Raw genomic sequence first — 25,210 nt, forward strand, 5'->3', positions numbered from 1 at the left:
GAATTGCGAAGCGCGTAGAGAGAAGGGGCTGAGGACTGCGGCTCCAAGCCTGCCTGCGCAGGTTTGGACAGTCCGAAGGGCTGCCGCGTCTGGCGGCTGCACCGAGCGGTCGCGGCTCAGGGGGATGCTCATGCCTGATACCCGGGATGCCAGCGCAGCCAGTAGCGCTCCAGGCCCTTGGCGAAGAGGTCGGCCAGCTTGCCCAGCAGCGCGTACAGCAGGATGCCCACGAGCACGATGTCGGTCTGCAAGAACTCCCGCGCATTCATCGTGAGGTAGCCGATGCCCGCCTGCGCAGAGATGGTCTCAGCGACGATCAGGATCACCCACATCAGGCCCAGCGAGAAACGCAAGCCCACCAGAATGCTGGAGAGCGCGCCAGGCAGGATGATCTGCTTGTACAGCTGCCAGCGGCCCAGGCCGTAGGTGCGGCCCATTTCGATCAACCCAGGATCCACATTGCGGATGCCGTGAAAGGTGTTGAGGTAGATCGGGAAGAACACCGACACGGCAATCAGGAACAGCTTGGCGGTCTCATCAATGCCAAACCAAAGGATCACGAGCGGGATCAGCGCCAGCGCCGGGATGTTGCGCACCATCTGAATAGTGGAGTCGAGCAGCGTCTCGAACAGCTTGACCGAGCCCGTGAGCAAGCCCAGCAGCAGGCCCAGGCCGCCGCCAATCGCCAGGCCTGCGAGCGCGCGGCCGGCGCTCACCTTGACGTGGGTCCAGAGTTCGCCCGATGCGGCCAGCGTCCACGCGGCCTTGATCACTTCGAGCGGCGCGGGCAACACGCGGGTGGACAGCCACCCTTGCGACGACGCGATCTGCCACAGCACGATGAGGCCCACGGGCACCGCCCAGGGCAGCAGGCGCTGCAGCACACCGGCGGCAAAACGGGCCAGGGGCGCGGGCAAGAATGGCCCGTCGAGAGGCAGGTCGACGGAGTCGGCCACAGGCGATACCTGCAGCTCTCGCACCGTCTGGGTCTGTGTCTGGGTCATGGGGTGCTCTCGCGTTCTGGTTCGTTGTCGTGTTCGTGGTCGGGCTCCAAAAACTCCAGCTGGTTGCCGGCCGGGTCCTTGACGTAAAAGCGCAGGTAGCCGGGCAGCGCGCGGTTCTCGACCAGCGCCAGCTCGGCCTGCAGCAGGCGGTGGCGCAGCGCCGGCAGGTCCTGCACTTCAAAGGCCAGGTGCGACACCGCAGGCGCTGGCTGCCAGTGCTCGGTGGGCACCAAGTCGATGCGCTGCGTGCCCGCGGCAAAGCGCAGCGTGTTGCCCGCTTGCAGGCGCACCTCGGGCAGGCCCAGCAGGCTGGCGTAAAAACGCCGGATGGGCGCCTCGGCACCGGCCGGGAAGGCCAGCTGCACGTGGTTGATGGACTGGATGCTCATGGCGGGGGGCTCCTGTCGGGGGTTCAGCTTTGCGAGGCGCGTGGCACAAAGTCGTTGGCCACGGTTTCGCCAAACGGGCCCAGCGGGTTGCCGCCGCCAAGCTTCTCGCGCACGCCCACGGGCAGCAGCGGGAACACCAGCTCGGCAAAGCGATAGGTCTCCTCCAGATGCGGGTAGCCCGAGAACACGAAGGTGTCCAGGCCCAATGCCGCGTATTCCTCGATGCGCGCAGCCACGGTCTCGGGGTCGCCTACCAGCGCCGTGCCCGCGCCGCCGCGCACCAGGCCCACGCCGGCCCACAGGTTGGGGCTGATTTCCAGGTCCTTGCGACTGCGCTTCACGCCCCCGGCATGCAGCTTGGCCATGCGGCGCTGGCCTTCGGAGTCCATGCGCGCAAAGACCGACTGCGCGCGCGCCACGGTTTCATCGTCCACATGGCTGATGAGTTCTTCGGCTGCGGCCCAGGCCTGCGCCTCGGTCTCGCGCACGATGACGTGCAGGCGGATACCGAACTTGACAGTGCGGCCGTGCTTTGATGCGCGGGCGCGCACGTCGGCCACCTTTTTGGCGACTTCGGCGGGAGGCTCGCCCCAGGTCAGGTAGGTTTCGACCTGCTCGGCCGCCAGGTCGTGCGCCGCGTCGGACGAGCCGCCGAAGTACACCGGCGGGTGCGGCTCCTGCAGTGGCGGGAAGAGCAGCTTGGCACCCTTGACCGACAGATGCTTGCCTTCGTAGTCGAAGCTTTCACCGCGGTGGCTGCGCGCCAGGATCTCGCGCCAGATGCGGATGAATTCGGCCGACTGTTCGTAGCGCGAGGCGTGGTCCAGAAAGACGCCATCGCCTTCCAGTTCCGTCTGGTCGCCGCCCGTCACCAGGTTGATAAGCAGGCGCCCGCCCGACAACCGGTCGAACGTGGCGGCCATGCGGGCGGCCAGGGCGGGCTGGTGCAGACCCGGGCGCACGGCCACGAGGAACTTGAGTTTCTTGGTGACGGCAATGAGGCTGGATGCCACAACCCACGGGTCTTCGCACGAACGGCCGGTGGGGATCAGCACGCCCTCGTAGCCCAGGCTGTCGGCCGCCACGGCGACTTGCTGCAGGTAGTCGTGGCTGAGCTGGCGCGCGCCCTTGGCCGTGCCAAGGTAGCGGCTGTCGCCGTGCGTGGGGATGAACCAGAAGATCTGCATGGTGGTGTTTCGTTGTCTTGGTGGGTCAGTAGGAAAAGGCCAGGCCATAGCCCGCCACGACGGCGCTGGCGCGCACGGGACAAGGCCACATGCCTGCGCCAACCCCGGTCCCTGCGCGCACACCCGCCTGCGGCCGGGCGCGCGTGCGCACCGGCCGCCGCGCGGGTGCCTTCAGGCGCCAGGCGTTGGCCGTGGTGCGCAACACGCGGCGTGCAGCGCCGCGAACGAAAGGGGCGGAATCAATGGGCATGTCGGGCTCCTTGAAATCGGTTTGCAGCGGTTGTTATCGCTCGCGTGCATAAAACTGGCGCGATCTAAGGCCAGTGCACCCGTGGAACTGGCTCTGCCAGGCCACCGGGTGCGTCCCCCTCCCAAAGGAGAGGGGGAAGGCGCGAAGCGACTCAGGGGGTGCACCCTCTACCAGGGTGAGCGCGCCACTTCGCGCACCTGGATGCGCTTGGGGATCAGCTTCAGGTCAAAGAAGGTGTCGGCGATCTTTTGCTGCTCGGCCAGGATTTCGGACGTGACCGGGCCGGTGCCGTACTCAGCACGTGAGGTGGACAAATCCAGCACGGGCTTGGGGATGCCAAACAACGGCGCCAGTTCGGCCGCGAGCAGGCTCCGGTTGACCTTGGCCCAGATGTCGATCTTGTTGATTTCTTCGATGGCGATGCGCAGCACGTCCGTGTTCTTGTCGGCATACGGCAGCGACGAGAAGTAGTACGCGCGGTTGCCCACGACGCCCGTGGCGTCGGCCAGCAGGCGCGCGTCCAGCGTTTTCTCGGCGGCGGCGGCAAACGGGTCCCAGATCACCCAGGCGTCGACAGAGCCCTTCTCGAAAGCGGCGCGCGCATCCGCCGGTGGCAGGAAGACCACGTTCACATCGGCGTACTGGAGGCCATGCTTTTCCAGCAGCTTGACCAGAAAGTAGTGCACGTTGCTGCCCTTGTTGAGGGCGATCTTCTTGCCTTTGAGGTCGGCCACTGTCTTGATGGGCGAGCCCTTGGGCAGCAGCACGCTCTCGGCCTTGGGGCGGGGCACGGTGGCGGCCACGTAGGCCAGCGGGGCGCCTGCGGCCTGGGCAAAGATCGGAGGCGCTTCGCCCACGTCGCCGAAGTCGATGGAGCCCACGTTCAGCGCTTCGAGCTGCACGGGGCCGGCGGTGAACTCGGTCCACTTGATGGAAACGCCCAGTGGTGCCAGGCGCTTTTCGAGCGTGCCGCGGCCCTTGAGCAGGCTCAGAAAGCCCTTTTGGTGGCCGATGCGGAATTCGCGCGGAGCGGCGGACTGCGCCAGCGCGCCGAAGCCCGGCAGTGCGATGGCAGAGGCCGCGCCCTGCAGGATCAAGCGGCGGCGGGGGGCAAAAATCGGGGAAGCCATGGGGCGTGTCTTTTCAAAAGGGTTAGGTGCTGCGAGAGACAAGGCGTTCTCAGGGCTGGTTGCCCGCAACGGCATCGCTGACCTTGATGGCCTTGGGAATCAGCTTCAGATCGAAGAACGTGTCGGCGATCTTTTGCTGCTCGGCGGCCACGGCCGGGCTGATGGCTTTGACGTTGAACTCATAGCGGCGCAGGCTCAGTTCGGCCACGTCCACGGGCAGACCCTGCAGCGGGGCGATGATTTCGGCCGCCTTGCGCAGGTTTGCCTTGATCCACTGGCCACGCTCGACGGAGTCTTCAAACACCGCGCGGATGATCTGGGGGTGTTTTTCAGTGAAGCCACGCTCGGCCAGGTAGAACTGGTAGTTGTTGACCACGCCCGTGCCGTCGGCTAGCACGCGGGCGCCGATCTGCTTTTCAGCCGCAGCGGTGAAGGGGTCCCAGATCACCCAGGCGTCCACGGCCTTGCTTTCGAAAGCGGCACGCGCATCGGCAGGCGCCAGGTACACGGGCTGGATGTCGGAGACCTTGAGGCCGTTTTTCTCGAGCAGGCGCACCAGAAGGTAGTGCACGTTGCTGCCCTTGTTCAGTGCAATCTTCTTGCCCTTGAGCTCGGCCACGGACTGGATCGTCGAGTCCTTGCGCACCACGATGGCTTCGGCCAACGGTGCGGCCGGGTCATGGCCGATGTAGTAGAACTTGGCGCCCGCGGCCTGGGCAAAGATGGGCGGGGCCTCGCCCACAAAACCGAAGTCCACCGCGCCCACGTTGAGGCCTTCGAGCAACTGAGGGCCCGCAGGGAACTCGACCCACTTCACGCCAAATCCGAGGGGTGCGAGCTTCTTCTCCAAGCTGCCCTCAGCCTTTTGCAGCACCAACAGGCTCGCGCCCTTCTGGAACCCGATGCGCAGCTCGCCCTTGGTCTGGGCATGCACGGGCTGGGCCAGCAAGAAAGCCGCAATCAGCACAAAGGCCGTGAAGACCAGGAAGCCGATGGCCATGTTGCGCAGGGCCGAAAGCCCGGCGGCCGGGGTGGTGCGTGTGTGGCCGTCGCCAGCGCCATCGCGTGTCAGTGTGCTCATGATGAAGTCCTGTGAAGAATGAGGTGGTGTGCGTGTGCCGGGCAGTGCTCCGCCCAACCTGCCCGCAACGCGGGTCGGCGCATGTCAACAAACTGGGGGAAGAAAAAGAGGAGCCAGCGCCGCCATCTGCCGCTGCAGTGCGGGATGGCGGCGTCCGGTCAGACGCTACATCGCACCTGCGAGAAATGCACCGGCGCAAAACGCGTGGCCTGGGCGGACGACGGGCGCAGGGTTTCGGTCACCAGCACATGGACCGCGTCGTCCAGCCGCGCGGAGATGTCCTCGTTGACGTGGTAGGCACCCTCGGGCGTCAGCGTGACCTGTGCATCGGTGGCGTAGATGCCCGGAAGGATGCTTTTGGCGCCGAGCGACTGCAGCACGGGGCGCAGCGCGTAGTCGAGCGCCAGCATGTGGTGCGGGCTGCCGCCGGTGGCCAGGGGCAGCACGATCTTGCCCTTGAGCGCCGTCTGCGGCAGCAGATCAAGGAACACCTTGAGCACGCCGCTGTAGGCCGCCTTGTAGACCGGCGTGGCCACCACCAGCACACTGGCCTGCGCCACCTGGTCCACCGCGCCCACCACTGTGGGATGGCCAAAGTCGGCCAGCAGCAGCGCCTGGGGCGACAGATCACGGATGTGGATGCGGTCCACCAGCGCGCCGCGCACGGACAGGCGCTGGGCCACGGCGTCCAGCAGAGCGGCGGAGCGGGAACGCTCCGAGGGGCTGCCGGCAATCAGCAAGGCGGACATAAGTTTCCTTTACTACATTTTTGATAGCTATCAGCGCTTGATGGTTAAGCGCTGGAGCCTGATTTCATATGAAAACCAACGGAACACACCCCTCCCCGGCCGTGCAGGCTGAGCCTGTTGAAGCCGTGGCGCTATCCCCAACCCGTTCAGGTTGAACTTGTCGAAGCCAGGCGGCCTCCGCGAGCAACCCCTTCGGCGAGCTCCGAGCGAACGGTTGGTTGATCGGTTATCAGAGACCGATGCAATGCCGCGCCCGCCGCCCAAGCGGGGCGGACTTATTTGCGGGTATAGATCTGGTCAAAGCTGGCGTTGTCGGCAAAGTGGTCCTTCGCCGCCTTGTCCCAGCCACCGAACGCGTCGTTGATGGTGAACAGGTTCAGCTTGGGGAACTGCTTGGCGTACTTGGCCTTGGCCTTGTCCGAGACAGCCGGGCGGTAGAAATGCTTGCCGGCAATGTCCTGGCCTTCTTCGGTGTACAGGTACTGCAGGTAGGCCTCGGCCACGGCGCGGGTGCCCTTCTTGTCCACGTTCTTGTCGACCACCGTCACAGCAGGCTCGGCAAGGATGGAGATCGAAGGCGCGATCACGTCGAACTTGGCGCCGAATTCCTTTTCGAGCAGGTAGGCCTCGTTCTCCCAGGCGATCAGCACGTCGCCCTGGTTGCGCTGGGCAAAGGTGATGGTGGAGCCCCGGGCGCCGGTGTCGAGCACGGGCACATTGCCGTACAGCTTGGCGACAAAGTCCTTGGCCTTGGCGTCGCTGCCCAGCTTGCGCTTGGCGAACTCCCAGGCAGCCAGGTAGTTCCAGCGGGCGCCGCCCGAGGTCTTGGGGTTGGGCGTGATCACGCTGATGCCGGGCTTGATCAGGTCGTCCCAGTCCTTGATGCCCTTGGGGTTGCCCTGGCGCACCACCAGCACGATGGTCGAGGTGTAGGGCGAGCTGTTGTGCGGCAGGCGCTTTTGCCAGTCCTTGGGGATCCAGCCGCCGTTGGTGTGCAGCGCGTCGGTGTCGCCAGCCAAGGCCAGCGTGGCCACGTCGGCATCCAGGCCGTCAATGATGGAGCGCGCCTGCTTGCCCGAGCCTCCGTGCGACTGCTTGATGGTCACGTCCTGGCCGGTCTTGGCTTTCCAGTGTTTGGCGAAAGCCTGGTTGAAATCGACATACAGCTCGCGGGTGGGGTCGTACGACACGTTGAGCAGGGTCACAGACTGTGCAAACGACGGCAATGCCGTGAGGGCCAAACTGCCAACGAGGGCGGCTGCAAAGGGAAACTTGATAAAGTCGCGGCGAAAGTTCATTGGGAGGCCTCTTTTTTGGAAATGCGAACGGTGTCAATCACCGATGAAACGCATTCTGAAAGGCCCTCTTCAAAACTGGAACTACTGAGATTTCAGTTCTTTATATCCAAATCATCTGAGCAACCCTGTTTTTGCTCACCCCCACACATAAGGAATCCCATGGCACGCACCATCCAATGCATCAAGCTCGGCAAGGAAGCCGAAGGCCTCGACTTTCCCCCCTATCCGGGCGAGCTGGGCAAGCGCATCTGGGAGAGCGTGAGCAAGGAAGCCTGGGCGGGCTGGCTCAAGCACCAGACGATGCTGGTCAATGAAAACCGCCTGAACCTGGCCGACGCCCGCGCGCGCCAATACCTGGCCCGGCAGATGGAGAACCATTTCTTTGGTGGCGGTGCCGATGCGGCAGCCGGCTACGTGCCACCCAGCGAATAACCGGCCCTCCCCGCGCCCACACGCACTCCTTCCGAAGCTTCCATGTCCGAGCCTGTCGACTGGCTGCCGGACGGCACGCCCTACAGCCAGCGCTTCGGCGACCGCTACCACAGCGAAAACGGTGGCCTGGACCAGGCGCGCCGCGTCTTTCTGCACGGCTGCGGGCTGCCCGAAGCGTGGGCGGGGCAGCAGCAATGGCGCATCCTGGAAACCGGGTTCGGCTTTGGGCTGAACTTTCTGGTGACCTGGGCGGCTTGGCGCGCCGACCCCGCGCGGCCCACGCTGCTGCACTTTGTATCGACCGAAGCCTGGCCCGTGAGCGCGGCGGACTTGCTGCGCGCCACCACCGCGCACCCCGAGCTGGCGCCGCTGGCCGAGGAACTCCATCGCCAATGGTGGGGCCTGCTGCCCGGGGTGCACCGCCTGCGCTTTGACGACGGACGGGTGCTGCTCACGCTGTGTGTGGGCGACACGCAAGCCATGCTGCGCCAGCAACAACCGCTGACCGTGGATTCGGTCTACCTCGACGGTTTCAGCCCGCAGCGCAACCCGGACATCTGGGGTTTGCACACCCTGAAAGCCGTGGCGCGCTGCTGCCGGCGCGGTACGCGGCTGGCCACCTGGACCATTGCGCGCGCCGTGCGCGACGCGCTCACCCAGTGCGGTTTTGAGGTCACGCGCGTCCCGGGCGTGCCTCCCAAGCGCGACAACCTGCACGCCGCCTACAACCCCCATTGGGAACCGCGCACCTCCGGGCGCACGGCGCCTGCACCCGCCCCGGTGGCGCCCGGCCGGTGCATCGTGATCGGCGGCGGCATCGCTGGGGCCGCCTCCGCAGCCAGCCTGGCGCGCCGCGGCTGGCAAGTGCTGGTTCTGGACCAGGCCGCCGAACCCGCCGCCGGGGCTTCGGGCCTGCCCGCGGGGGTGTTTGCGCCCCATGTGTCGCCTGACGACAGCGTGCTGTCGCGGCTGTCCCGCAGCGGTGTGCGCACCACCTTGCAGCAAGCCCGGTGGCTGCTGCGCGAGGGCGTCGACTGGTCGCCCTGCGGCGTGCTCGAACACCGCACGGACGGAACGCCCGGGCTGGCTGCTGACTGGCGCGACGGCCCCGGCATGGACTGGAGTGAGCCCGCCACGCCAGCATCGCTGGCCGCAGCCGGGCTGCCTTCCCAATCCAAAGCGTGCTGGCACATTCAGGGCGGCTGGGTGCGCCCGGCGCGCCTGGTGGCAGCACTTTTGGCGCAGCCCGGAATCCGCTGGCAGGGCCAATGCGCAGTGGCTCGGCTCCAGCGCTCAGACACCGCCGCCACGGGCATGGTCTGGCAGGCGCTGGATTCCCAAGGCCGCGTGCTGGCCGAAGCACCCACCGTGGTCATCGCCGCAGGGGCCGGCAGCGCCGCCCTGCTGGAACACCGCTGGCCGTTGCAGCCGGTGCGCGGGCAGGTGTCTTGGGGCCAACATGGCGCGGGCGCGGGCGCTGGCACGGGCCCGGCGGTGCCCTTCCCGGTCAACGGCAACGGCAACCTGGTGCCAGGCTTTCCGCTGGGGGACGATCCGGCCGGCCCCGCAGCGTGGGTGATGGGCTCGACCTTCGAGCGCGATGTGGACACCCTGCCACCATCGCCCGCTGACGTGCAGGCCGCACACGAGGCCAATTGGGCCAAGCTCCAGACACTGCTGCCGCGCGCCGCCGAAGAGATGCGCGCCGTGTTTGCGTCGGCAACAACGGCCGCCAAAGCGCCCGCCCCATTGAATACCTGGGCCGCCGTGCGCTGCACAGCGCCCGACCGCTTGCCCATCGTCGGGCCGGTCGATGCCGAGACTTTGCCCGGCTTGTGGGCCTGCACCGCCATGGGCGCCCGCGGGTTGACCCTGGCCCTGTTGTGCGGCGAACTGTTGGCCGCCCAGCTGCAGGGCGAGCCCCTGCCCATGGACACAAAACTGGCGCGAGCGCTGGGAACAACCCGCCTCTCGTGAATCTGTAACAGGGCAAACACACCACTCCCGCCACCGGCACCCCCGTGGAAACCCGCGCCAAGCTTTGCTTATATGCAAATGGGTATATTGGCAGGAGAAAACAATAGTTTGCATCCATAAGCCGGCGCCCTACATTCGCAGCCATGCATGATTTGGCGTTTGTCGTAGCGGGGTTTGCAGTCGGGTTCATCGTCGGCCTGACGGGTGTGGGCGGTGGCTCGCTCATGACGCCTGTGCTGATCTTCTTCTTTGGCGTGAAGCCGCACCTGGCCATTGGCACCGACCTGCTGTTTGCTGCCTTCACCAAGATGGGCGGCACGGTGAGCATGGCCCGCCAGCGCCTGGTGCCCTGGCGCGTCGTGGGCCAGCTGTGCGCTGGTAGCATCCCCGCCGCGCTGCTGTCGCTGTGGGCACTCAAGTCCCTGGGTCCCGCCAGCGCGGTGGCCCAGCGCATCATGACCACCACGCTCGGGTTTGCGCTGCTGCTCACGGCAGCAGCCACGTTGTACAAGGTTGTGGCCTTCTCGCGCCAACGCCAAGCCGCCGACCATGCCAAACGCCTGGCCAGCGCAGAGGAATCGACCCGCCCCCGCCATTGGAGCCTGCCCGTGCTGCTGGGCGCCGTCATCGGCACGCTCGTCACCTTCACCTCGGTGGGGGCGGGCGCCATTGGCGTCACGGTGCTGCTGCTCGTCTACCCCCTGCTGCCCCTGCCCCGTGTGATCGGCGCCGATATTGCCTACGCCGTGCCGCTGACACTGGTGGCGGGCCTGGGCCATGCCACGCTGGGCTCGGTGGACTGGCCACTGCTTGCACAATTGCTGGCTGGCTCGCTGCCGGGTATTTGGCTGGGCTCGCGCCTGGTGACCCGCACGCCCGAGCGTCTGATCCGCTCCGTGCTGTCCGTGCTGCTGGCCTGGGCTGGCGCCAAACTTATTCTGATCTGAGTTGCCCCACATGTACCAATACACCGCATTCGACAAGCAGTTCGTGCAACAGCGCGCACGCCAGTTCCGCGACCAGCTCAACCGCTGGCAAGACGGCAAGCTGACGGAAGACGACTTCCGCCCGCTGCGCCTGCAAAACGGCTGGTATGTGCAGCGCTACGCGCCCATGCTGCGCGTGGCCGTGCCCTACGGCGAGATCGCCAGCCGCCAGCTGCGCGCGCTGGCCACTATCGCCCGCGAGTACGACGAGCCCGAAGCCGCCGTCTTCAAGACCGCCATGGAAGGCCAGGGCCTGCTGGGCACCACGTTTCTGCCCAAGAACTGCGCGCACTTCACCACGCGCACCAATGTGCAGTTCAACTGGATTCCGCTGTCCAAGAGCGCGGACGTGATGGACCTGCTGGCCAGCGTAGACATGCACGGCATCCAGACCAGCGGCAACTGCATCCGCAACACCACCACCGACGCACTGGCCGGCGTGGCCGTGGATGAGATCGTGGACCCGCGCCCGTACGCGGAAATCATCCGCCAGTGGACGACGCTGCATCCCGAGTTCGCCTTCTTGCCGCGCAAGTTCAAGATCGCTATCAGTGGCAGCAAAGACGACCGCGCTGCCACCGGCTGGCACGACGTGGGCCTGCACCTCGTCAAGAACGATGCAGGTGAAATCGGCTTCAAGGTCCTCGTGGGCGGCGGCATGGGCCGCACGCCGGTGGTGGGCACGGTGATCCGCGAGTTCCTGCCATGGATGCAGATCATGAATTACATCGAGGCCATCGTGCGCGTGTACAACGAGCACGGCCGCCGCGATAACAAGTACAAGGCACGCATCAAGATCCTGGTCAAGTCCGAAGGCCAGAAATACATCGACGATGTGGAAGAAGAGTACCGCCAGATCGTGGAGATCGACGGCGGCCCCCACACCATTCCGCAGGCAGAGTTCGACCGCGTGGCCGCCTGCTTTGTGCCCCCCCAGCTGGACGACATTGCCGATGTGGCGCCTGCAGCCCTGCAGGCATCGCTGGACGCCCAGGCAGCAGAGCATGTGATGTTTGGCCGCTGGCTGCAGCGCAACGTGCACGCGCACCAGAACCCGCAGCTGCGCGCCGTGACGCTGTCGTTCAAGCGCCCCGGCCAGTCGCCGGGCGACGCAACCAGCGAACAGCTAATCGCCGTGGCCGACCTGGTGGACAAATACTCCGCTGGTGAAGCCCGCGTGACGCACGACCAGAACCTGGTGCTGCCCTGGGTGCATGCCAGCCGCCTGTTCGACCTGTGGCAAGAAGCCAAGGCCCTGGGCCTGGCCAGCGCCAATGTGCAGCTTCTCACCGACATGATCGCCTGCCCCGGCGGCGACTTCTGCGCGCTGGCCAACGCCCGCTCGCTGCCGATTGCCGAGGCCATCACCCAGCGCTACCAGGACCTGGACGAGCTCGACGACATCGGCGAGATCGACCTGCACATCAGCGGCTGCATCAACAGCTGCGGGCACCACCACAGCGGCCACATCGGCATTCTGGGCGTCGACAAGGACGGCAAGGAGTGGTACCAGGTCACCGTTGGTGGCTCGGACGGCTCGGACCTGTCGGGCGCCGCCGTGGCCGGCAAGGTGATCGGCCCGTCGTTCTCGGCCGCCGAAGTGCCCGATGTGATCGAAGCCGTGCTCACCACCTACCGCAGCCTGCGCGAAGGCGGCGAGACCTTCCAGAACACCGTGCGCCGCACCGGCCTTGACCCCTTCAAGGAAGCCGCCAAGACCGCCCGCCACCCCGCCAAGGAAGAGCTGGCCACGGCCTGATCGCCAGACGCCAAGCCCTACAAGACCCATGAAAATTCTTGCCTCCCAAGACCACCAGCCGCCCGCAGCAGGCGATGCCCGCACCGTGGCGCTGGCCAACGATGCGGATGCGCTGGCCCTGTCGCTTGACGGCGTCGAGCGTGTGGACCTGCACTTCCCCAACTTCACCGATGGCCGAGCGTTCAGCCAGGCCTTCTTGCTGCGCCGCCGCCGCGGGTTCCAGGGTGACATCCGCGCCACCGGTGATGTGCTCATCGACCAACTGGTGCAGATGCAGCGCACGGGCTTCTCGTCGGCCGTGCTGCGCGATGGCGTGGACCCGGCCGACGCCCAGCGCCAGTTCGACATGTTCCCTGGCTTCTATCAGGGCGACGCGGTGCACCCGCAACCACTCTTTGCCGACAAGGCTGCCGCCTGAGCCAGGCCCGCAGCGCTGGTACGCACACCCACGAGCACCCCACCATGAGCCAATTCGATCTCGCACGCGTCAATGCCGACCTGGGCCGCAATGCTGAAGGCCTCGTCGCCTGGGCACTGGGCCTGGGCCAGAGCCCCATCGTCACCACCAACTTCCGCCCGTTCGAAGCGGTGATCCTGCACATGGTGTCTGCGGTGAACCCCGATGTGCCGGTGGTCTGGATGGACAACGGCTACAACACCGAGGCAACGTACCAATTTGCCGATGAGGTGACCAAGCAGCTGGGCCTGAACCTCAAGATCTACCTGCCGCGCCGCTCGCGTGCGCACCGCGAAGCCGTGGAGGGCGCAACACCCGCGCTGGACGACCCGCGCCACGCGGCCTTCACCGAAGAAGTGAAGCTCGAACCCTTTGCCCGCGCCCTGCGCGAGACCGCGCCCAAGGTCTGGTTCACCGCGCTGCGCGCCACCGACACCGCCGTGCGCGCGCAGATGGACCCCGTGAGCATCAACCCCGACGGCCTGATCAAGGTGGCGCCGCTGCTGCACTGGTCGTCCAAAGAGCTGCACGAGTACTGCGTCAAACACGGCCTGCCCAACAACTTCGACTACGTGGACCCGACCAAGGGCGAAGACAACCGCGAGTGCGGCTTGCACATCGCGCACTGAGCCCCCGCTCCGCCCACCCCGCATCCGACCATGAACGCCCGCGCCGATTCCGCGCAGTTGCAGCAGAACAAAGACATGAGCTACCACCTGAACAATTCGCACCTCGACGCGCTGGAAGAAGAAACCATCTTCATCCTGCGCGAAGTTGCCGCCGCCTTCGAGCGCCCCACCCTGCTTTTCTCGGGCGGCAAGGACTCGCTGGTGATGCTCAAGTGCGCCGAGAAAGCCTTTGGCACCAAGGCCAGCGGTGGCGGCATTCCGTACCCGCTGCTCATGATCGACACGGGCCACAACTTCCCCGAGGTGACGGACTTCCGCGACTTCCGCGCCAAGGAGCTGGGCGCCGAACTCATCGTGCGCAGCGTGGAGGATTCGATGGCCCGTGGCACCGTGCGACTGGCTCACCCGGGCGAAAGCCGCAACGTGCACCAGTCGGTCACGCTGCTAGAAGCGATCGAGGAATTCCGCTTCGACGCACTCATCGGCGGCGCGCGCCGCGATGAAGAAAAGGCCCGCGCCAAGGAGCGCATTTTCTCGCACCGCGACAGCTTCGGCCAATGGCAGCCCAAGGCCCAGCGGCCCGAGCTGTGGACCCTGTTCAACACCCGCCTGCAGCCCAATGAGCACTTCCGCGTGTTCCCGATCAGCAATTGGACCGAGCTTGATGTGTGGCAGTACATCGACCGCGAAAACATCGCGCTGCCCACCATCTACTACACCCACAAGCGCCAAGTGGTGGACCGCCGCGGCATGTTGATGCCCGTGACCGAATTGACCCCACCGCGCGAAGGCGACGTGGTCGAGACGCGCGACGTGCGTTTTCGCACCGTGGGCGACATCACCTGCACCGCGCCGGTGGAGAGCACCGCCGCCACCGCGGCCGACATCGTGATCGAGACCCTGGCCGCCGACGTGAGCGAACGCGGGGCCACGCGCATGGACGACAAGACCAGCGACGCCTCGATGGAAAAGCGCAAGAAGGACGGGTATTTCTGATGACTACTATGAATTCGATAGCTACTAACGCTTATGTATCAAGCGCTGGCGGCCAAAACTCTTCTGGAGTTTCAGCGCAGGCTAATTTCGCTGCAAGCGAAGTTAAGGACTCGCAAGAGTCCGGCCGTAGCAAAAATGACCACATTTCTGCCCTGAAGTTCATCACCTGCGGCTCGGTGGACGATGGCAAGAGCACGCTGATCGGCCGCCTGCTGGTGGACAGCAAGGCCGTGCTGCAAGACCACCTGGCCGGCGTGCAGCGCCAGGGCGAGACCGACCTGGCACTGCTGACCGACGGCCTCTCGGCCGAGCGCGAGCAGGGCATCACCATCGACGTGGCCTACCGCTACTTCGCCACCGAGTCGCGCAAATTCATCATCGGCGACGCCCCCGGCCACGAGCAGTACACCCGCAACATGGTCACGGCCGCCAGCAGCGCCGATGCGGCCGTGGTGCTGGTCGATGCCACCAAGCTCGACTGGAAAAACGCCGACTTGGCCCTGCTGCCGCAGACCCGCCGCCACAGCCTCCTGGCCCACCTGCTGCGCGTGCATTCGCTGGTGTTCGCCGTCAACAAGCTCGACGCGGTGGAAGACCCAGCCCTCGCGTGGAAACACATCCAGGGCGCACTGGCCGCGTTTGCCCAGGCGGCCGGCATCGCCGTGCGCGCGACAGTCCCCGTGTCGGCCCTCAAGGGCTGGAACCTGGTGGATGCCCACGCCGGCTGGTGCGGCTACGAAGGCCCCACGCTGCTGCAGGTGCTGGAAGAGCTGCCCAACACGCCGGCTGACACCGGGCTGCCGCTCGCCTTCCCCGTGCAGTGGGTCGAGAAATCCTCGTCCTCGTCGTCGGACACATCCCAAGGTCGCCGCGTGTTCTGGGGCCGTGTGGCTTCTGGCAACGTAGCGCCCGGCACCACGGTGCAGATCTTCCCCAGTGGCCAGCTCGCCACCGTGGCCCAGGTGCTGGACCATGCCCGCCGGCCGAAGGACGTGCCTGCGGGCACCAGCGCCGGCATCATCCTGGATCGCGAAGTGGACGTCTCGCGCGGCGACTGGATCCTGGCAGCGCCTACGGCCGCAGCCGCCCCTGCTGCCGACGACGACTTTGGCGACACCCCCGCCGCCGCACCCGCCTGGCCTGCCAGCCGCGAGCTGCGCACCACCGTGGCCTGGATGGACGACGAGCCCCTGGTCGCCGGCCGCGTGTACTGGGCGCTGCACGGCCACCGCTGGGTCAAGGCCAAGGTGAAAGCCGTGGTGCACAAGCTCAACATCAACACGCTGGCCGAAGAAGCCGCCACCCAGCTCGACCCCAATGCCATCGGCCATGTTGACTTGCTGCTGCAAGAGGCGATTCCGGCCGCGGCCTTCGGCAAAGCCCGGGTGCTGGGCTCGCTGATCCTGGTGGACACCGCCAGCCACAAAACGGCGGGCGCCGTACTGGTGAACTGAAGCGTTTGGGGGCAGACTGCAAAGCCCGCCCGGGCACGCGTCATTCGGCCCCGCTCCTGATCCAAATCAGCCCCTGCCCACCCAGACACCCCTCCCAAGAGAGGGGCCCTGTAACCAAGGTCGGTGAAAGCTCTTAAAATTGAGGGTTTTCACCGACCCACACAACACCTGTCATGACCCACGTCGTCTCCGAAAACTGCATCAAGTGCAAGTACACCGATTGTGTGGACGTGTGCCCTGTGGACTGCTTCCGCGAAGGCCCGAACATGCTCGTCATCGATCCCGATGAGTGCATCGACTGCGCCGTGTGCATCCCCGAGTGCCCGGCCAACGCCATCTTTGCCGAAGAAGACCTGCCCGCAGACCAGATCGCCTTCATCAAGCTCAACGCCGACCTGTCCTTTGCCGACGGCTGGAAGAGCATCACCAAGCGCAAGCCCGCGCTGCCAGACGCCGACGAGTGGAACGGCAAGCCGGGCAAGGTCAACGAACTAGTCAAGTGACCCCTCTGAGTCGCTTCGCGCCATCCCCCAAGGGGGACGCCACCAGTGGCCTGGCAAAGCCAGTTCCACGGTGGCACAGGTCTTTGGCAGCGCCAGTTTCGGGCGCTGCGCGCGTGGCTTGAGCATGATTCAAGAAACCGATGCCGTCGTCATCGGCGCGGGTCCCGTGGGCCTGTTCCAGGTTTTCCAGCTGGGCCTGCAAGGCATTACCGCCCACCTGATCGACGCCCTGCCCCATGCGGGCGGCCAGTGCGTCGAGCTGTACGGCGACAAACCCATCTACGACATCCCGGGCATCCCGGTGTGCACCGGGAGCGAGCTGGCAGGTTTGCTGCTTCAGCAGATTGCGCCGTTCAAGAACCACTGGCACCTGAACACGCTGGTATCCGCACTCACCGTGCACGCCGATGGGCGCCTGCTGGTCGAAACCTCGCAAGGTGCGCAGCTGCTGGCCCGCAGCGTGTTCATTGCCGCCGGCGTAGGCGCCTTTGTGCCGCGTGCGCTCAAGGTGGACGGCATCGAGCGCTTTGTGGGCACACAGGTCCACTACCAGAACCTGCCCTCCACGGCCAACGTGGCCGGGCGCCATGTGGTGGTGCACGGCGGCGACGAGCCCGCGGTGGCCCGCGCCGTGGAACTGGCCGAACAAGGCCAGGCCGCCCGCGTCAGCCTGCTGCACCGCCGCGATGTGTTCCAGGCCCCGGATGCCCTGCTGCAGCGCCTGCAGCAACTGCGCGATGCGGGCCGCATCCACGTCGAGGCCGCGCAGATCACCGGTATCGAAACCGCTGGTGACCAGCTGACCGCCCTGCAGCTGGTGGACGCCGATGGCAGCAGCCGCGCCCTGGCGCTGGACCTGCTGGTTGCCGTGCTGGGCATCTCGCCCCGCCTCGGGCCCATTGCCGACTGGGGCCTGGCGATGGACCGCAAGCAACTGGTGGTGGACACCGAAGCGTTTCGCACCAGCGTGCCCGGCATCTACGCCGTGGGCGACATCAACACCTACCCCGGCAAGCGCAAACTGATCCTGTGCGGCTTTCATGAAGCGACGCTGGCAGCCTTTGGCGCGGCCGAGGCGCTCAAGGGCGACAAGGTGGCGCTGCAGTACACGACCACCAGTCCACGGCTGCACCAATTGCTCGGTGTGTCCCCGGTGACGTTGCCCCCAGCAGGCGCGTAAAGCTAGGGATGGCCTGCATAACCCTCGCGAGGCGGTGATAGTGCGGAACGGGATGGGCTACAAGGCGTCTTTTTGCAGCCAATAGCCCGGCTATTGGCAAGAAAAGCAACGCAGTAGACCGCCCGAGACCGCGCTATCACAGACCGCAGGGAGTTATGCAGGCCATCCCTAGGTCACGCTGGGTGGCCGGCCTGGCACGGTGCGGCCAACGCTCATCCCCGGCTCCCAGCAAGGCCCTTCTCCCTGCCACATGCTTTGCACTGCACGCCTCACTGTGCGCTCCAGATAAAAGCACAAAATGTCCAATTGGCACGCACGTGCCCGGCACGATGGCGTCTCCCTTCAACACCCATCGGAGCACACCATGAGCCAACAACCCCTTCAATCCATCTGGGACACCTACACCGCGTCGTGGAAGGCCGATTCGGCCGCGGAGCGGACGGCACTCTTCACGGAGTCCCTCGACCCCGCCTGCACCTACAACGACCCGCTGGCCACGGCCCAGGGCTGGGACCAGTTGACCGCCTACATGGACGACTTTCATCGCCAGGTGCCCGGCGGCCATTTTGTGACCCACTACTTTGCGAGCCACAACCAGCAGAGCATCGCCAAATGGAACATGGTCGACGGCACCGGCCAGGTGATCGGCGAAGGCGTCAGCTACGGCCGGTACAACGACCGCAACCGGCTGGTGGCCATGACCGGCTTTTTTGAAACCCCTTGATCGGACAACACCACCGTGCTTTATCTCAGGCAAATACAGGAGGGCATCGATTTCATCGAGGCCCATCTGGAATCGGATATCGAGCTTGTCGATGTGGCACGGGCCGCGGGCATGAGCCAGTGGCACTTCCAGCGGATCTTCAAGGCGCTGACCAGTGAGACCCTGAAGACCTACATCCGGTCGCGGCGCTTCGCCCGGGCGCTGGAGCAGCTGACCAGCACGCGGCTTCCGGTGCTGGACATCGCGCTAGCAGCAGGCTACGAGACGCAAGAGAGCTTCACCCGCGCCTTCAAGGACTGCTTTCGGCTCACGCCATCGCAGTACCGCAAGATGGGCAACCGATCGCTGTTCGTACGCAAGATCCGCATCGACGAAAGCTATCTCGCTCACATCCACAGCAACCTGTCGCTGGCGCCGGTCATCCAGCAGCGGCCCGCCATGCAAATGGTCGGCATGCCTACCGACTACTACGGCATCGATTCGGAGAAGAACAACCTCGGCCAGAAGCTGCCGCCGCTGTGGGGCCAGTTTCTGCCACGGCTGGGCGAGATTCAAAACGTGGTGCCCGGCATTTGTTATGGCGTGGTGGCACCCGCGGGGCCACACACCGAACAGCTGCGCTACCTGGCCTGCACCGAGGTGCGCGGCCCGGGCGCGCTGCCCGACGGCATGGTGGCGATGGAGCTGCCCGCAGCGACCTATGCACGCTTCACCCACCGGGGTGCTGCGCAAAATGTCGATGCCACGGTCAATTACATCTATTCGAGCTGGCTGCTGTCCTCCGGGCAATCGCACACCCTGGGGCCGGATCTGGAGATCTACGACTCGCAGTACCACCCGACGGCGGACACCTCGGTCATGCACTACGCGGTCCCCATCGCCGCCGCCACAGGCCGCTGAACACGCCCCACTACAATGCCCACCGCGCTCCTTTCGCGGAGCGCCATCGCTAGGGGTGTCGTCACCGGGCCGCCGGAATCGACTGAGAGAGTCCCTTTGAACCTGATTGAGATCATCCTCGCGCAGGGAAGCATGTCTGTTTGGGCCGGACCTTGAGTGATCTTGGGCTGCGCCTTCAGGCCGCCGCCCTGCTCTGTTAGGACTTACGCAAATCGGGATGCGACATCAGCCCGCCTGGGGCTGAGCCGCTGGCCTGAGCCCTGTTTTGCGTAGGTCATGTCTGTACTGCACGGAGCCTGCCCATGTCCTCATCCCCCGCTGCGCCCGCCGCCAACGAAGCGCTGGCCCCCGTATCCCCCGACCGCCGTGTCTTTCAGTGGCACGACCATGCCTCGCTCTGGTTCAGCCTGGGCGTGGGTTTGCTGGTCATGCAGGTGGGCGCGTACCTGATGCCTGCGCTGGGCACTCAGGAGGCGCTGATTGCCATCGTCTGCGGCTCCATCGTGGGCGCAGGCCTGCTGGGCTGGGTGGCCAAGATCGGTTGCGACAGCGGCCTGGCCAGTGCGGGCCTGATGCACGCGGTGTATGGCCGCACCTTCGCCAGCCTGCCGATCATCCTGAACATCGTGCAGCTGGTGGGCTGGGGCACGTTCGAGCTGGTGGTGATGCGCGACGCCACCGTGGCCATCGGCCAGCAGTCCGGCCACTTGGCCGGTGCGCACTGGCCCGTGCTGGCCACGCTGGTGTGGGGCGGCGTGGTGATGCTGCTCATCAGCGGCTCGATGGTGCAGCTGGTGCGCAAGGTGATCGCACGCGTGGCGCTGCCGCTGGTGGTGCTGTCGCTGCTGTGGCTGTCGTGGCAGTTCTTGTCGCTGGCGCAGACACAAGGTTTTGAAGCACTGTGGACGCGCAAGGGCGAAGGCGGCATGGGCGTTTTGCCCGCGCTGGACCTGGTGATCGCCATGCCCATCTCTTGGCTGCCGCTGGTGGCCGACTACGCGCGCCACGGCAAGAACGGCGGTTCCGCATTGCGCGGCACCTGGCTAGGCTATGCGCTGGCCAACATGTGGTGCTACACGCTGGGCGTGCTAGTGGCCCTGACCTTGCCCAGCAAGGACCTGGTGCAGGCGCTGCTGCTGGCCCAGGGCGGGCTGATTGCGCTGTCACTCATCCTGATTGACGAAGTGGACAACGCCTATGGCGATGCGTACTCGGGCGCGGTGTCGGCCCACAGCCTGCTGCCCCGCTGGGGCGTGCGCAAATGGGGCCTGGCCATGGCCGCCGTGTGCACCGCGCTTGCGCTGGTGTTGCCCATCCACAGCCTGGAGCCGTTTTTGCTGCTGCTCAGCTCGGTGTTTGTGCCCCTCTTTGGCGTGATCCTGGGTCGGTTGGCGTTTGGAGCCAATGCGCCCGCATTGCTGGCCGCGGCGCGCCGGGTCAATGCGGTCCCCGTGGCGATCTGGGTACTGGGCATTGCGGTGTACCACCTTGCACCCAAGGTGGTGCCCGGGGCGGGTTCGGCCTTGCCTGCACTGGCGTTCAGCCTGGTGCTGGCCTGGGCCACGCGCCCGCGCCGCGCCTGACGCCCCGCGGCGGCGGCCCAGGCCGCTGCAGCCTTGTGCGAGGCTTGCAGGCGTTTACTATTATTTTTATAGCAACAAGCGCTTGACACACAAGCGCTAGCGGCCTAAAACACTCAAAAAATCAACCCTGCACCACCACCTGGGCGACCGGGGCATAGCCGTGGTTCAGCGGGCCGTGCCCTTGGCCGGTGTGCACGTCGGCCCCCGCGGCGATGGCACCCAGGATGTAGTTGCGGGCGCGCTCCACCGCCTGCTGAAGCGGCAAGCCCAGCGCCAGGTGAGCGGCAATCGCGGACGACAGCGTGCAGCCCGTGCCATGGCCGTTGTGCGTGGCGATGCGCGGGGATTCGAGCCGCTGCAGCCCACCGCCGCGTGTGGCCAGCACATCCACCACCCAATGCCCTGGCAGGTGCCCCCCCTTGAGCAGCGCCGCGCGCGCGCCCAACGCGCACAGCGCCTGCGCGGCTTCGCCCAGCGTTTCCACGCCCTTGATGCTGCGGCCCAGCAGCCAGCCGGCTTCGTCCAGGTTGGGCGTGATCACCTCGGCCAGCGGAAACAGCTCTTGCACCAGCACGGCCACGGTCTCCTGTGCGATCAGCCGGTCGCCGCTGGTGGCCACCATCACCGGGTCCAGCACCACGTGCGGCAGCTGGTAGGTGCGGATGGCGTCGGCCACCACGCGCACCACCTCGGGCGAATGCAGCATGCCAATCTTGACGGCATCCACGCCGATGTCCTGCACCACGGCGTCGATCTGGGCCTTGAGCATCTCGGGCGGAATGCCGTGGATGCCGGTGACTCCACAGGTGTTTTGCGCCGTGATGGCCGTGATGGCCGTCATGCCGTAGCAGCCCAGGGCGCTGAAGGTCTTGAGGTCGGCCTGGATGCCTGCCCCGCCGCCGCTGTCCGAGCCCGCAATGGAAAGCACGCGTGCGTAGCGCCGCACCGCGGCGGGCGCCTGAGTCGAAGATGTCATGGCAAAAATTATGGCCTATGCGCCAGGTCAAAAGGGCGCGGCGGGGTGATGTGCTGTAATTGATTTTTCGGACGAAACAGGGGTGTCCCGCCGGATCGGTCATGGATCAATGACCGGCAAGGGGGACTGAGAAATACCCTGGGGCCCCGCATCGCCAACGGCATGTACCCGCCCCGCTACCCGATCCAGGTCATGCTGGCGTGGGGAGTTTCCACCAGCGGCACAGCCCGTTTTGTCCCTTGCACCCTGGCCCGCACCTTCCGTGCGCCTTGACTGCAGCACACGGACAACACACCGAATCGCCTATGCCGCTCTCACCCTCCTCATTTGCCATCCTCGGCGCGGGCCTCATGGGCCGCCTGCTGGCGGTGGAGCTGGCCCGCTTGGGGCACCGGATCGACATCTACGACGCGGGCAGTCCGGCGGCCGAAGGCTCTGCGGCCACCGTGGCGGCGGCCATGCTGGCACCCTTGGCCGAGTCCGCCATCACCGAGCCCGGTGTGGTGCGCATGGGCCACCACGCCCTCACCCGCTGGCCCGAGCTGCTGGCACGGCTGGCCGAACCTGTGTTCTTTCAGCAGGCCGGCACCCTCATCGTCTGGCACCGGCAGGATGCCGCCGAGGCTCAGCGCCTGACCCGCCAGCTGGAGACCAACCAATTGGCCGTGCCTGAGTTGCCCAGTCTGCAAAAGCTCGATGCATCCGCCTTGGCCCAGGCCGAGCCCACGTTGGCGCATCGGTTTGCACAAGGCCTGTACCTGCCCGGCGAAGGCCAGCTGGACAACCGCCAGCTGCTGGCTGCCTTGGTGGTGGAGATGCAGCGCCTGGCGGTGTGCGCACATTGGCACGCACCGCGCTCCACCGAAGACTTCGCCCCCGGCCAGCCGGGCCAGCCCGACTGGGTGCTCGATTGCCGCGGGCTGGGCGCCAAGCCGCAGTGGGGCGCGCTGCGCGGCGTGCGCGGCGAGGTGGCGCGCATCTACGCCCCGGATGTGACGCTGCAGCGCCCCACGCGGCTTGTGCACCCCCGCTACCCCATCTACATCGCGCCCAAACAGGACCACCTGTTCGTGATCGGCGCGACCGAGATTGAATCGGACGACCGCTCACCCGCCAGCGTGCGCTCCACCCTGGAACTGCTCTCGGCCGCCTATGCCGTGCACCCGGGCTTTGCCGAAGGCCGCATCCTGGAGCTGGCCACGCAGTGCCGCCCCACCCTGCCCAACAACCTGCCCGCCATCCGCCAGCCCCGCCCGGGGGTGCTGGAGATCAACGGCCTGTACCGCCACGGCTTCATGATCGCGCCCGCGATGCTGGATGTGACGCTCGAAGTGCTGAACGCGGGACAATCGCAGCTTTCGCAACGTTTTGACCTTGCGCTGGAGCTGGAGCCCACACCCCCGGACCCGGCCAGCGCCGCAGCCGCAGCAGCCCGCGCCTTCGCATGAACATCTCGATCTCCATCAATCAAGTCCCGCACGACCTGCCCGAGGGCGCCACCGTGGCCGACGCCGTGGCCGCCATCGCCGCCCGCCCGCCCTTTGCGGTGGCCGTGAACACCACCTTTGTGCCCAACACCCGCTACGCCGCGCACGCGCTGCAGGCTGGGGACCGCGTGGAAATCATCTCGCCCGTGACGGGTGGATGATTGAACCGATAAATATTGAGACAAATAGGCCCTCAGCGCTTATCCATCAAGCGCCAGCAGCTATAAAAATCATAGTAACAACATGACCACCCTGACGCCCCAAGACCCCCTGGTGCTCTACGGCCAGCACTTCGCCAGCCGGCTGCTGCTGGGCACCTCCCGCTACCCCTCGCCCGCCGTGCTGGAGGCAGCGGTGCAGCGCGCACAGCCGGCGATGGTCACGGCCTCGCTGCGCCGCCAGGGCAGCAACCCGGCCGAGAGCGGCAGCAGCTTCTGGGAGCTGCTGCGCAAGCTGAACGTGCCGGTGCTGCCCAACACCGCGGGCTGCCACAGCGCGCAAGAAGCCATCACCACCGCGCAGATGGCACGCGAGGTATTCAACACGCCGTGGATCAAGCTCGAGCTGATCGGCGACGACTACACCCTGCAGCCCGACACGCTCAACCTCGTGGGCGTGGCAGAGCACCTCATCAAGGAAGGTTTTCAGGTGCTGCCCTACTGCACCGAGGACCTGGTGGTCTGCCAGCGCCTGGTGGACGTGGGCTGCCAGGCCGTGATGCCCTGGGCCGCGCCCATCGGCACGGGCCGGGGCCCTGTTAACCCCTATGCACTGCAAACGCTGCGCGAGCGCCTGAACGTGCCGCTGCTGGTGGATGCCGGTCTGGGCCTGCCATCACACGCCTGCCAGGTGATGGAATGGGGCTACGACGGCGTGCTGCTGAACACCGCCGTCGCGCTGGCGCAAGACCCGGTGGCCATGGCCGGTGCGTTCGCTGACGCGGTCAACGCCGGCCGCACCGCACACCGGGCGGGAGCCATGTCGGCCCAAGACGCAGCGCAGCCCAGCACGCCGGTGATGGGCACCCCTTTTTGGCACCATGCACAACATGCTTGATACCGCCACCCTCGCGCAGGACATCATTGCGCACCATGCCGCCACGTTTGCGGGTTTCGGGCCCGAACCGGTGCCTGCGCCCACCCGGCAAGACCCCGTCTACCTGGCAGCACTGCAAGCCTGCAGCGCGCTGGGCTTTATCGCCCACGATGCCGAATGTGTGGCCAAAGCCTGGCAGGCCCGCGCAGCGCGCACGGGCAGCGCCCAGCCCGGGCTGTGGCCCGACGCGCCGGAGGACTTTGGCCTGCAACCGTTGCCCCGTGCGCAGGCATTCGCCACTTGCCCTCAGCACCTGGGCCTGTACGCGGTGTTGCCCGACGCCGCATGGGTCGGCCGCATGGCCCGGGCCGGCGTGCCCACGGTCCAGCTGCGGTTCAAGTCCATCGACGCCGCAGCCATTGACCGCGAAGTGCGCGCCGCCGTACAGGCCGTGCAGGGCACCAACGCACTGCTGTTCATCAATGACCACTGGCAGGTTGCCATTGCGGCGGGTGCTTATGGCATCCACCTGGGCCAGGAAGATCTGGACGCACTGAGCGACGCGGATCTGCACACACTGCGCGCATCCGGGCTGCGCTTGGGCGTGAGCACCCATGGCTACGCTGAAATGGTGCGCGCGGACGCCGTGGGCCCCAGCTACATCGCCATGGGAGCCGTGTTCCCGACCACGCTCAAGAAGATGGCCACTGCCCCGCAGGGTGTTGGGCGGCTTGGGGGGTATGCGCGGCTTCTGCGCCACTACCCGCAGGTGGCGATTGGAGGGATTGGTGCGGAACAGTTTGACGACGTGCTGGCCACGGGCGTGGGCTCCATCGCGGTGGTGCGGGCTCTGGTGAATGCTGAAGACCCAGAAGCGGCTGCAGCCCAGTTGATGGAGCGGATGGGGCGCTGAATTTGTGGGTACATGGCCATTGCTTGCATGAGGCCGTGAGCCGGCAAGGCATGGTGGGGTGCTGGTCAGCGGCGCTAAATACGCGGTGGATCGCACTGCCGCCAGGGGCGGAGCCCTCCGCCCGCCATGGC

At 66.2% G+C, this 25,210-nt stretch carries 26 protein-coding genes and 1 riboswitch; of the genes, 17 read left to right on the plus strand and 9 right to left on the minus strand.

Annotated elements, in window-relative coordinates; translation table 11 throughout:
- Window positions 1-128: 128 nt before the first annotated feature.
- The 8 genes from ssuC to ACSQ3Q_RS14875 form a co-directional block, all read right to left on the minus strand.
- Window positions 129-1,004 carry an aliphatic sulfonate ABC transporter permease SsuC gene (gene ssuC, locus ACSQ3Q_RS14840; protein ID WP_436135126.1) on the minus strand — a complete coding sequence of 292 codons (876 nt, stop codon included), beginning with the start codon at window positions 1,002-1,004 and terminating at the stop codon, window positions 129-131.
- The gene (locus ACSQ3Q_RS14845) at window positions 1,001-1,393 is read right to left on the minus strand and encodes a VOC family protein (protein WP_436135127.1); all 393 of its coding nucleotides are present in this window, start codon (window positions 1,391-1,393) and stop codon (window positions 1,001-1,003) included. The genes ssuC and ACSQ3Q_RS14845 overlap by 4 nt, the downstream gene beginning before the upstream one ends.
- 23 nt (window positions 1,394-1,416) lie before the next feature.
- Window positions 1,417-2,580 carry an FMNH2-dependent alkanesulfonate monooxygenase gene (gene ssuD, locus ACSQ3Q_RS14850; protein ID WP_436135128.1) on the minus strand — a complete coding sequence of 388 codons (1,164 nt, stop codon included), beginning with the start codon at window positions 2,578-2,580 and terminating at the stop codon, window positions 1,417-1,419.
- 25 nt (window positions 2,581-2,605) lie between these two features.
- Window positions 2,606-2,830 carry a hypothetical protein gene (locus ACSQ3Q_RS14855; RefSeq protein WP_436135129.1) on the minus strand — a complete coding sequence of 75 codons (225 nt, stop codon included), beginning with the start codon at window positions 2,828-2,830 and terminating at the stop codon, window positions 2,606-2,608.
- Window positions 2,831-2,997: 167 nt separating this feature from the next.
- Window positions 2,998-3,960: a sulfonate ABC transporter substrate-binding protein gene (locus ACSQ3Q_RS14860; protein WP_436135130.1), complete on the minus strand. Its 963-nt coding sequence runs from the start codon at window positions 3,958-3,960 to the stop codon at window positions 2,998-3,000.
- Window positions 3,961-4,009: 49 nt separating this feature from the next.
- The gene (locus ACSQ3Q_RS14865; RefSeq protein WP_436137005.1) at window positions 4,010-4,960 is read right to left on the minus strand and encodes a sulfonate ABC transporter substrate-binding protein; all 951 of its coding nucleotides are present in this window, start codon (window positions 4,958-4,960) and stop codon (window positions 4,010-4,012) included.
- Window positions 4,961-5,199: 239 nt separating this feature from the next.
- Window positions 5,200-5,790 (minus strand): NADPH-dependent FMN reductase, encoded by a 591-nt coding sequence (gene ssuE, locus ACSQ3Q_RS14870; protein WP_436135131.1) that lies wholly within the window; start codon window positions 5,788-5,790, stop codon window positions 5,200-5,202.
- Window positions 5,791-6,065: 275 nt separating this feature from the next.
- Window positions 6,066-7,088 carry a sulfate ABC transporter substrate-binding protein gene (locus ACSQ3Q_RS14875; protein ID WP_436135132.1) on the minus strand — a complete coding sequence of 341 codons (1,023 nt, stop codon included), beginning with the start codon at window positions 7,086-7,088 and terminating at the stop codon, window positions 6,066-6,068.
- A 159-nt stretch (window positions 7,089-7,247) separates the two neighbouring features.
- On the opposite strand from ACSQ3Q_RS14875, the gene ACSQ3Q_RS14880 reads away from it, so the two are divergent.
- The 13 genes from ACSQ3Q_RS14880 (at window position 7,248) to ACSQ3Q_RS14940 (ending at window position 20,668) form a co-directional block, all read left to right on the plus strand.
- A complete protein-coding gene (locus ACSQ3Q_RS14880; RefSeq protein WP_436135133.1) occupies window positions 7,248-7,520 on the plus strand; it encodes an oxidative damage protection protein in 273 nt (90 codons plus the stop codon).
- A 42-nt stretch (window positions 7,521-7,562) separates the two neighbouring features.
- Complete coding sequence (gene mnmC / locus ACSQ3Q_RS14885; RefSeq protein ID WP_436135134.1) at window positions 7,563-9,497, plus strand: FAD-dependent 5-carboxymethylaminomethyl-2-thiouridine(34) oxidoreductase MnmC; 1,935 nt, start codon at window positions 7,563-7,565, stop codon at window positions 9,495-9,497.
- 143 nt (window positions 9,498-9,640) lie between these two features.
- Window positions 9,641-10,444: a sulfite exporter TauE/SafE family protein gene (locus tag ACSQ3Q_RS14890; RefSeq protein WP_436135135.1), complete on the plus strand. Its 804-nt coding sequence runs from the start codon at window positions 9,641-9,643 to the stop codon at window positions 10,442-10,444.
- Window positions 10,445-10,454: 10 nt separating this feature from the next.
- Window positions 10,455-12,242, plus strand: a complete 1,788-nt coding sequence (locus tag ACSQ3Q_RS14895; RefSeq protein ID WP_436135136.1) for a nitrite/sulfite reductase — start codon at window positions 10,455-10,457, stop codon at window positions 12,240-12,242.
- Between the two features lie 28 nt (window positions 12,243-12,270).
- Window positions 12,271-12,660 carry a DUF934 domain-containing protein gene (locus tag ACSQ3Q_RS14900; RefSeq protein WP_436135137.1) on the plus strand — a complete coding sequence of 130 codons (390 nt, stop codon included), beginning with the start codon at window positions 12,271-12,273 and terminating at the stop codon, window positions 12,658-12,660.
- A gap of 44 nt (window positions 12,661-12,704) precedes the next feature.
- Complete coding sequence (locus tag ACSQ3Q_RS14905) at window positions 12,705-13,328, plus strand: phosphoadenosine phosphosulfate reductase domain-containing protein (protein WP_436135138.1); 624 nt, start codon at window positions 12,705-12,707, stop codon at window positions 13,326-13,328.
- A gap of 30 nt (window positions 13,329-13,358) precedes the next feature.
- On the plus strand, window positions 13,359-14,324 hold the full coding sequence (gene cysD / locus ACSQ3Q_RS14910; protein WP_436135139.1) for a sulfate adenylyltransferase subunit CysD: 966 nt from the start codon (window positions 13,359-13,361) through the stop codon (window positions 14,322-14,324).
- The gene (locus ACSQ3Q_RS14915; protein WP_436135140.1) at window positions 14,324-15,778 is read left to right on the plus strand and encodes a GTP-binding protein; all 1,455 of its coding nucleotides are present in this window, start codon (window positions 14,324-14,326) and stop codon (window positions 15,776-15,778) included. The genes cysD and ACSQ3Q_RS14915 overlap by 1 nt, the downstream gene beginning before the upstream one ends.
- A 173-nt stretch (window positions 15,779-15,951) precedes the next feature.
- Entirely contained in the window at window positions 15,952-16,281 is a 330-nt protein-coding gene (gene fdxA / locus ACSQ3Q_RS14920; RefSeq protein ID WP_056744243.1) for a ferredoxin FdxA, read from the plus strand.
- 124 nt (window positions 16,282-16,405) lie between these two features.
- Window positions 16,406-17,461 carry an NAD(P)/FAD-dependent oxidoreductase gene (locus ACSQ3Q_RS14925; protein ID WP_436135141.1) on the plus strand — a complete coding sequence of 352 codons (1,056 nt, stop codon included), beginning with the start codon at window positions 16,406-16,408 and terminating at the stop codon, window positions 17,459-17,461.
- A gap of 364 nt (window positions 17,462-17,825) precedes the next feature.
- Entirely contained in the window at window positions 17,826-18,185 is a 360-nt protein-coding gene (locus tag ACSQ3Q_RS14930; RefSeq protein ID WP_436135142.1) for a nuclear transport factor 2 family protein, read from the plus strand.
- A 15-nt stretch (window positions 18,186-18,200) separates the two neighbouring features.
- Window positions 18,201-19,085 (plus strand): helix-turn-helix domain-containing protein, encoded by an 885-nt coding sequence (locus ACSQ3Q_RS14935; RefSeq protein ID WP_436135143.1) that lies wholly within the window; start codon window positions 18,201-18,203, stop codon window positions 19,083-19,085.
- 41 nt (window positions 19,086-19,126) lie between these two features.
- A riboswitch (TPP riboswitch) is annotated at window positions 19,127-19,231 on the plus strand.
- 156 nt (window positions 19,232-19,387) lie between these two features.
- Complete coding sequence (locus ACSQ3Q_RS14940; RefSeq protein ID WP_436135144.1) at window positions 19,388-20,668, plus strand: purine-cytosine permease family protein; 1,281 nt, start codon at window positions 19,388-19,390, stop codon at window positions 20,666-20,668.
- A 121-nt stretch (window positions 20,669-20,789) separates the two neighbouring features.
- Here ACSQ3Q_RS14940 and thiD read toward each other — a convergent pair whose 3' ends face one another.
- Window positions 20,790-21,644 (minus strand): bifunctional hydroxymethylpyrimidine kinase/phosphomethylpyrimidine kinase, encoded by an 855-nt coding sequence (gene thiD, locus ACSQ3Q_RS14945; protein WP_436135145.1) that lies wholly within the window; start codon window positions 21,642-21,644, stop codon window positions 20,790-20,792.
- Between the two features lie 305 nt (window positions 21,645-21,949).
- On the opposite strand from thiD, the gene ACSQ3Q_RS14950 reads away from it, so the two are divergent.
- The 4 genes from ACSQ3Q_RS14950 (at window position 21,950) to thiE (ending at window position 25,079) form a co-directional block, all read left to right on the plus strand.
- Complete coding sequence (locus ACSQ3Q_RS14950; RefSeq protein WP_436135146.1) at window positions 21,950-23,092, plus strand: FAD-dependent oxidoreductase; 1,143 nt, start codon at window positions 21,950-21,952, stop codon at window positions 23,090-23,092.
- Window positions 23,093-23,094: 2 nt separating this feature from the next.
- A complete protein-coding gene (thiS, locus tag ACSQ3Q_RS14955) occupies window positions 23,095-23,292 on the plus strand; it encodes a sulfur carrier protein ThiS (RefSeq protein ID WP_436137006.1) in 198 nt (65 codons plus the stop codon).
- Between the two features lie 82 nt (window positions 23,293-23,374).
- Window positions 23,375-24,187, plus strand: coding sequence for a thiazole synthase (locus ACSQ3Q_RS14960; protein ID WP_436135147.1), 813 nt, complete (start codon window positions 23,375-23,377; stop codon window positions 24,185-24,187).
- A complete protein-coding gene (thiE, locus tag ACSQ3Q_RS14965; RefSeq protein ID WP_436137007.1) occupies window positions 24,180-25,079 on the plus strand; it encodes a thiamine phosphate synthase in 900 nt (299 codons plus the stop codon). The genes ACSQ3Q_RS14960 and thiE overlap by 8 nt, the downstream gene beginning before the upstream one ends.
- Window positions 25,080-25,210 lie beyond the last annotated feature (131 nt).

The organism is Acidovorax sp. LjRoot129, assembly GCF_964253765.1.
Lineage (GTDB): Bacteria > Pseudomonadota > Gammaproteobacteria > Burkholderiales > Burkholderiaceae_C > Acidovorax.

What these genes read in the sequence shown, in the direction of transcription:
- ssuC (WP_436135126.1), bottom strand. Translation starts at nt 1,004, where the DNA reads ATGACCCAGACACAGACCCAGACGGTGCGAGAGCTGCAGGTATCGCCT.
- ACSQ3Q_RS14845 (WP_436135127.1), bottom strand. Translation starts at nt 1,393, where the DNA reads ATGAGCATCCAGTCCATCAACCACGTGCAGCTGGCCTTCCCGGCCGGT.
- ssuD (WP_436135128.1), bottom strand. Translation starts at nt 2,580, where the DNA reads ATGCAGATCTTCTGGTTCATCCCCACGCACGGCGACAGCCGCTACCTT.
- ACSQ3Q_RS14855 (WP_436135129.1), bottom strand. Translation starts at nt 2,830, where the DNA reads ATGCCCATTGATTCCGCCCCTTTCGTTCGCGGCGCTGCACGCCGCGTG.
- ACSQ3Q_RS14860 (WP_436135130.1), bottom strand. Translation starts at nt 3,960, where the DNA reads ATGGCTTCCCCGATTTTTGCCCCCCGCCGCCGCTTGATCCTGCAGGGC.
- ACSQ3Q_RS14865 (WP_436137005.1), bottom strand. Translation starts at nt 4,960, where the DNA reads ATGGCCATCGGCTTCCTGGTCTTCACGGCCTTTGTGCTGATTGCGGCT.
- ssuE (WP_436135131.1), bottom strand. Translation starts at nt 5,790, where the DNA reads ATGTCCGCCTTGCTGATTGCCGGCAGCCCCTCGGAGCGTTCCCGCTCC.
- ACSQ3Q_RS14875 (WP_436135132.1), bottom strand. Translation starts at nt 7,088, where the DNA reads ATGAACTTTCGCCGCGACTTTATCAAGTTTCCCTTTGCAGCCGCCCTC.
- ACSQ3Q_RS14880 (WP_436135133.1), top strand. Translation starts at nt 7,248, where the DNA reads ATGGCACGCACCATCCAATGCATCAAGCTCGGCAAGGAAGCCGAAGGC.
- mnmC (WP_436135134.1), top strand. Translation starts at nt 7,563, where the DNA reads ATGTCCGAGCCTGTCGACTGGCTGCCGGACGGCACGCCCTACAGCCAG.
- ACSQ3Q_RS14890 (WP_436135135.1), top strand. Translation starts at nt 9,641, where the DNA reads ATGCATGATTTGGCGTTTGTCGTAGCGGGGTTTGCAGTCGGGTTCATC.
- ACSQ3Q_RS14895 (WP_436135136.1), top strand. Translation starts at nt 10,455, where the DNA reads ATGTACCAATACACCGCATTCGACAAGCAGTTCGTGCAACAGCGCGCA.
- ACSQ3Q_RS14900 (WP_436135137.1), top strand. Translation starts at nt 12,271, where the DNA reads ATGAAAATTCTTGCCTCCCAAGACCACCAGCCGCCCGCAGCAGGCGAT.
- ACSQ3Q_RS14905 (WP_436135138.1), top strand. Translation starts at nt 12,705, where the DNA reads ATGAGCCAATTCGATCTCGCACGCGTCAATGCCGACCTGGGCCGCAAT.
- cysD (WP_436135139.1), top strand. Translation starts at nt 13,359, where the DNA reads ATGAACGCCCGCGCCGATTCCGCGCAGTTGCAGCAGAACAAAGACATG.
- ACSQ3Q_RS14915 (WP_436135140.1), top strand. Translation starts at nt 14,324, where the DNA reads ATGACTACTATGAATTCGATAGCTACTAACGCTTATGTATCAAGCGCT.
- fdxA (WP_056744243.1), top strand. Translation starts at nt 15,952, where the DNA reads ATGACCCACGTCGTCTCCGAAAACTGCATCAAGTGCAAGTACACCGAT.
- ACSQ3Q_RS14925 (WP_436135141.1), top strand. Translation starts at nt 16,406, where the DNA reads ATGATTCAAGAAACCGATGCCGTCGTCATCGGCGCGGGTCCCGTGGGC.
- ACSQ3Q_RS14930 (WP_436135142.1), top strand. Translation starts at nt 17,826, where the DNA reads ATGAGCCAACAACCCCTTCAATCCATCTGGGACACCTACACCGCGTCG.
- ACSQ3Q_RS14940 (WP_436135144.1), top strand. Translation starts at nt 19,388, where the DNA reads ATGTCCTCATCCCCCGCTGCGCCCGCCGCCAACGAAGCGCTGGCCCCC.
- thiD (WP_436135145.1), bottom strand. Translation starts at nt 21,644, where the DNA reads ATGACATCTTCGACTCAGGCGCCCGCCGCGGTGCGGCGCTACGCACGC.
- ACSQ3Q_RS14950 (WP_436135146.1), top strand. Translation starts at nt 21,950, where the DNA reads ATGCCGCTCTCACCCTCCTCATTTGCCATCCTCGGCGCGGGCCTCATG.
- ACSQ3Q_RS14960 (WP_436135147.1), top strand. Translation starts at nt 23,375, where the DNA reads ATGACCACCCTGACGCCCCAAGACCCCCTGGTGCTCTACGGCCAGCAC.
- thiE (WP_436137007.1), top strand. Translation starts at nt 24,180, where the DNA reads ATGCTTGATACCGCCACCCTCGCGCAGGACATCATTGCGCACCATGCC.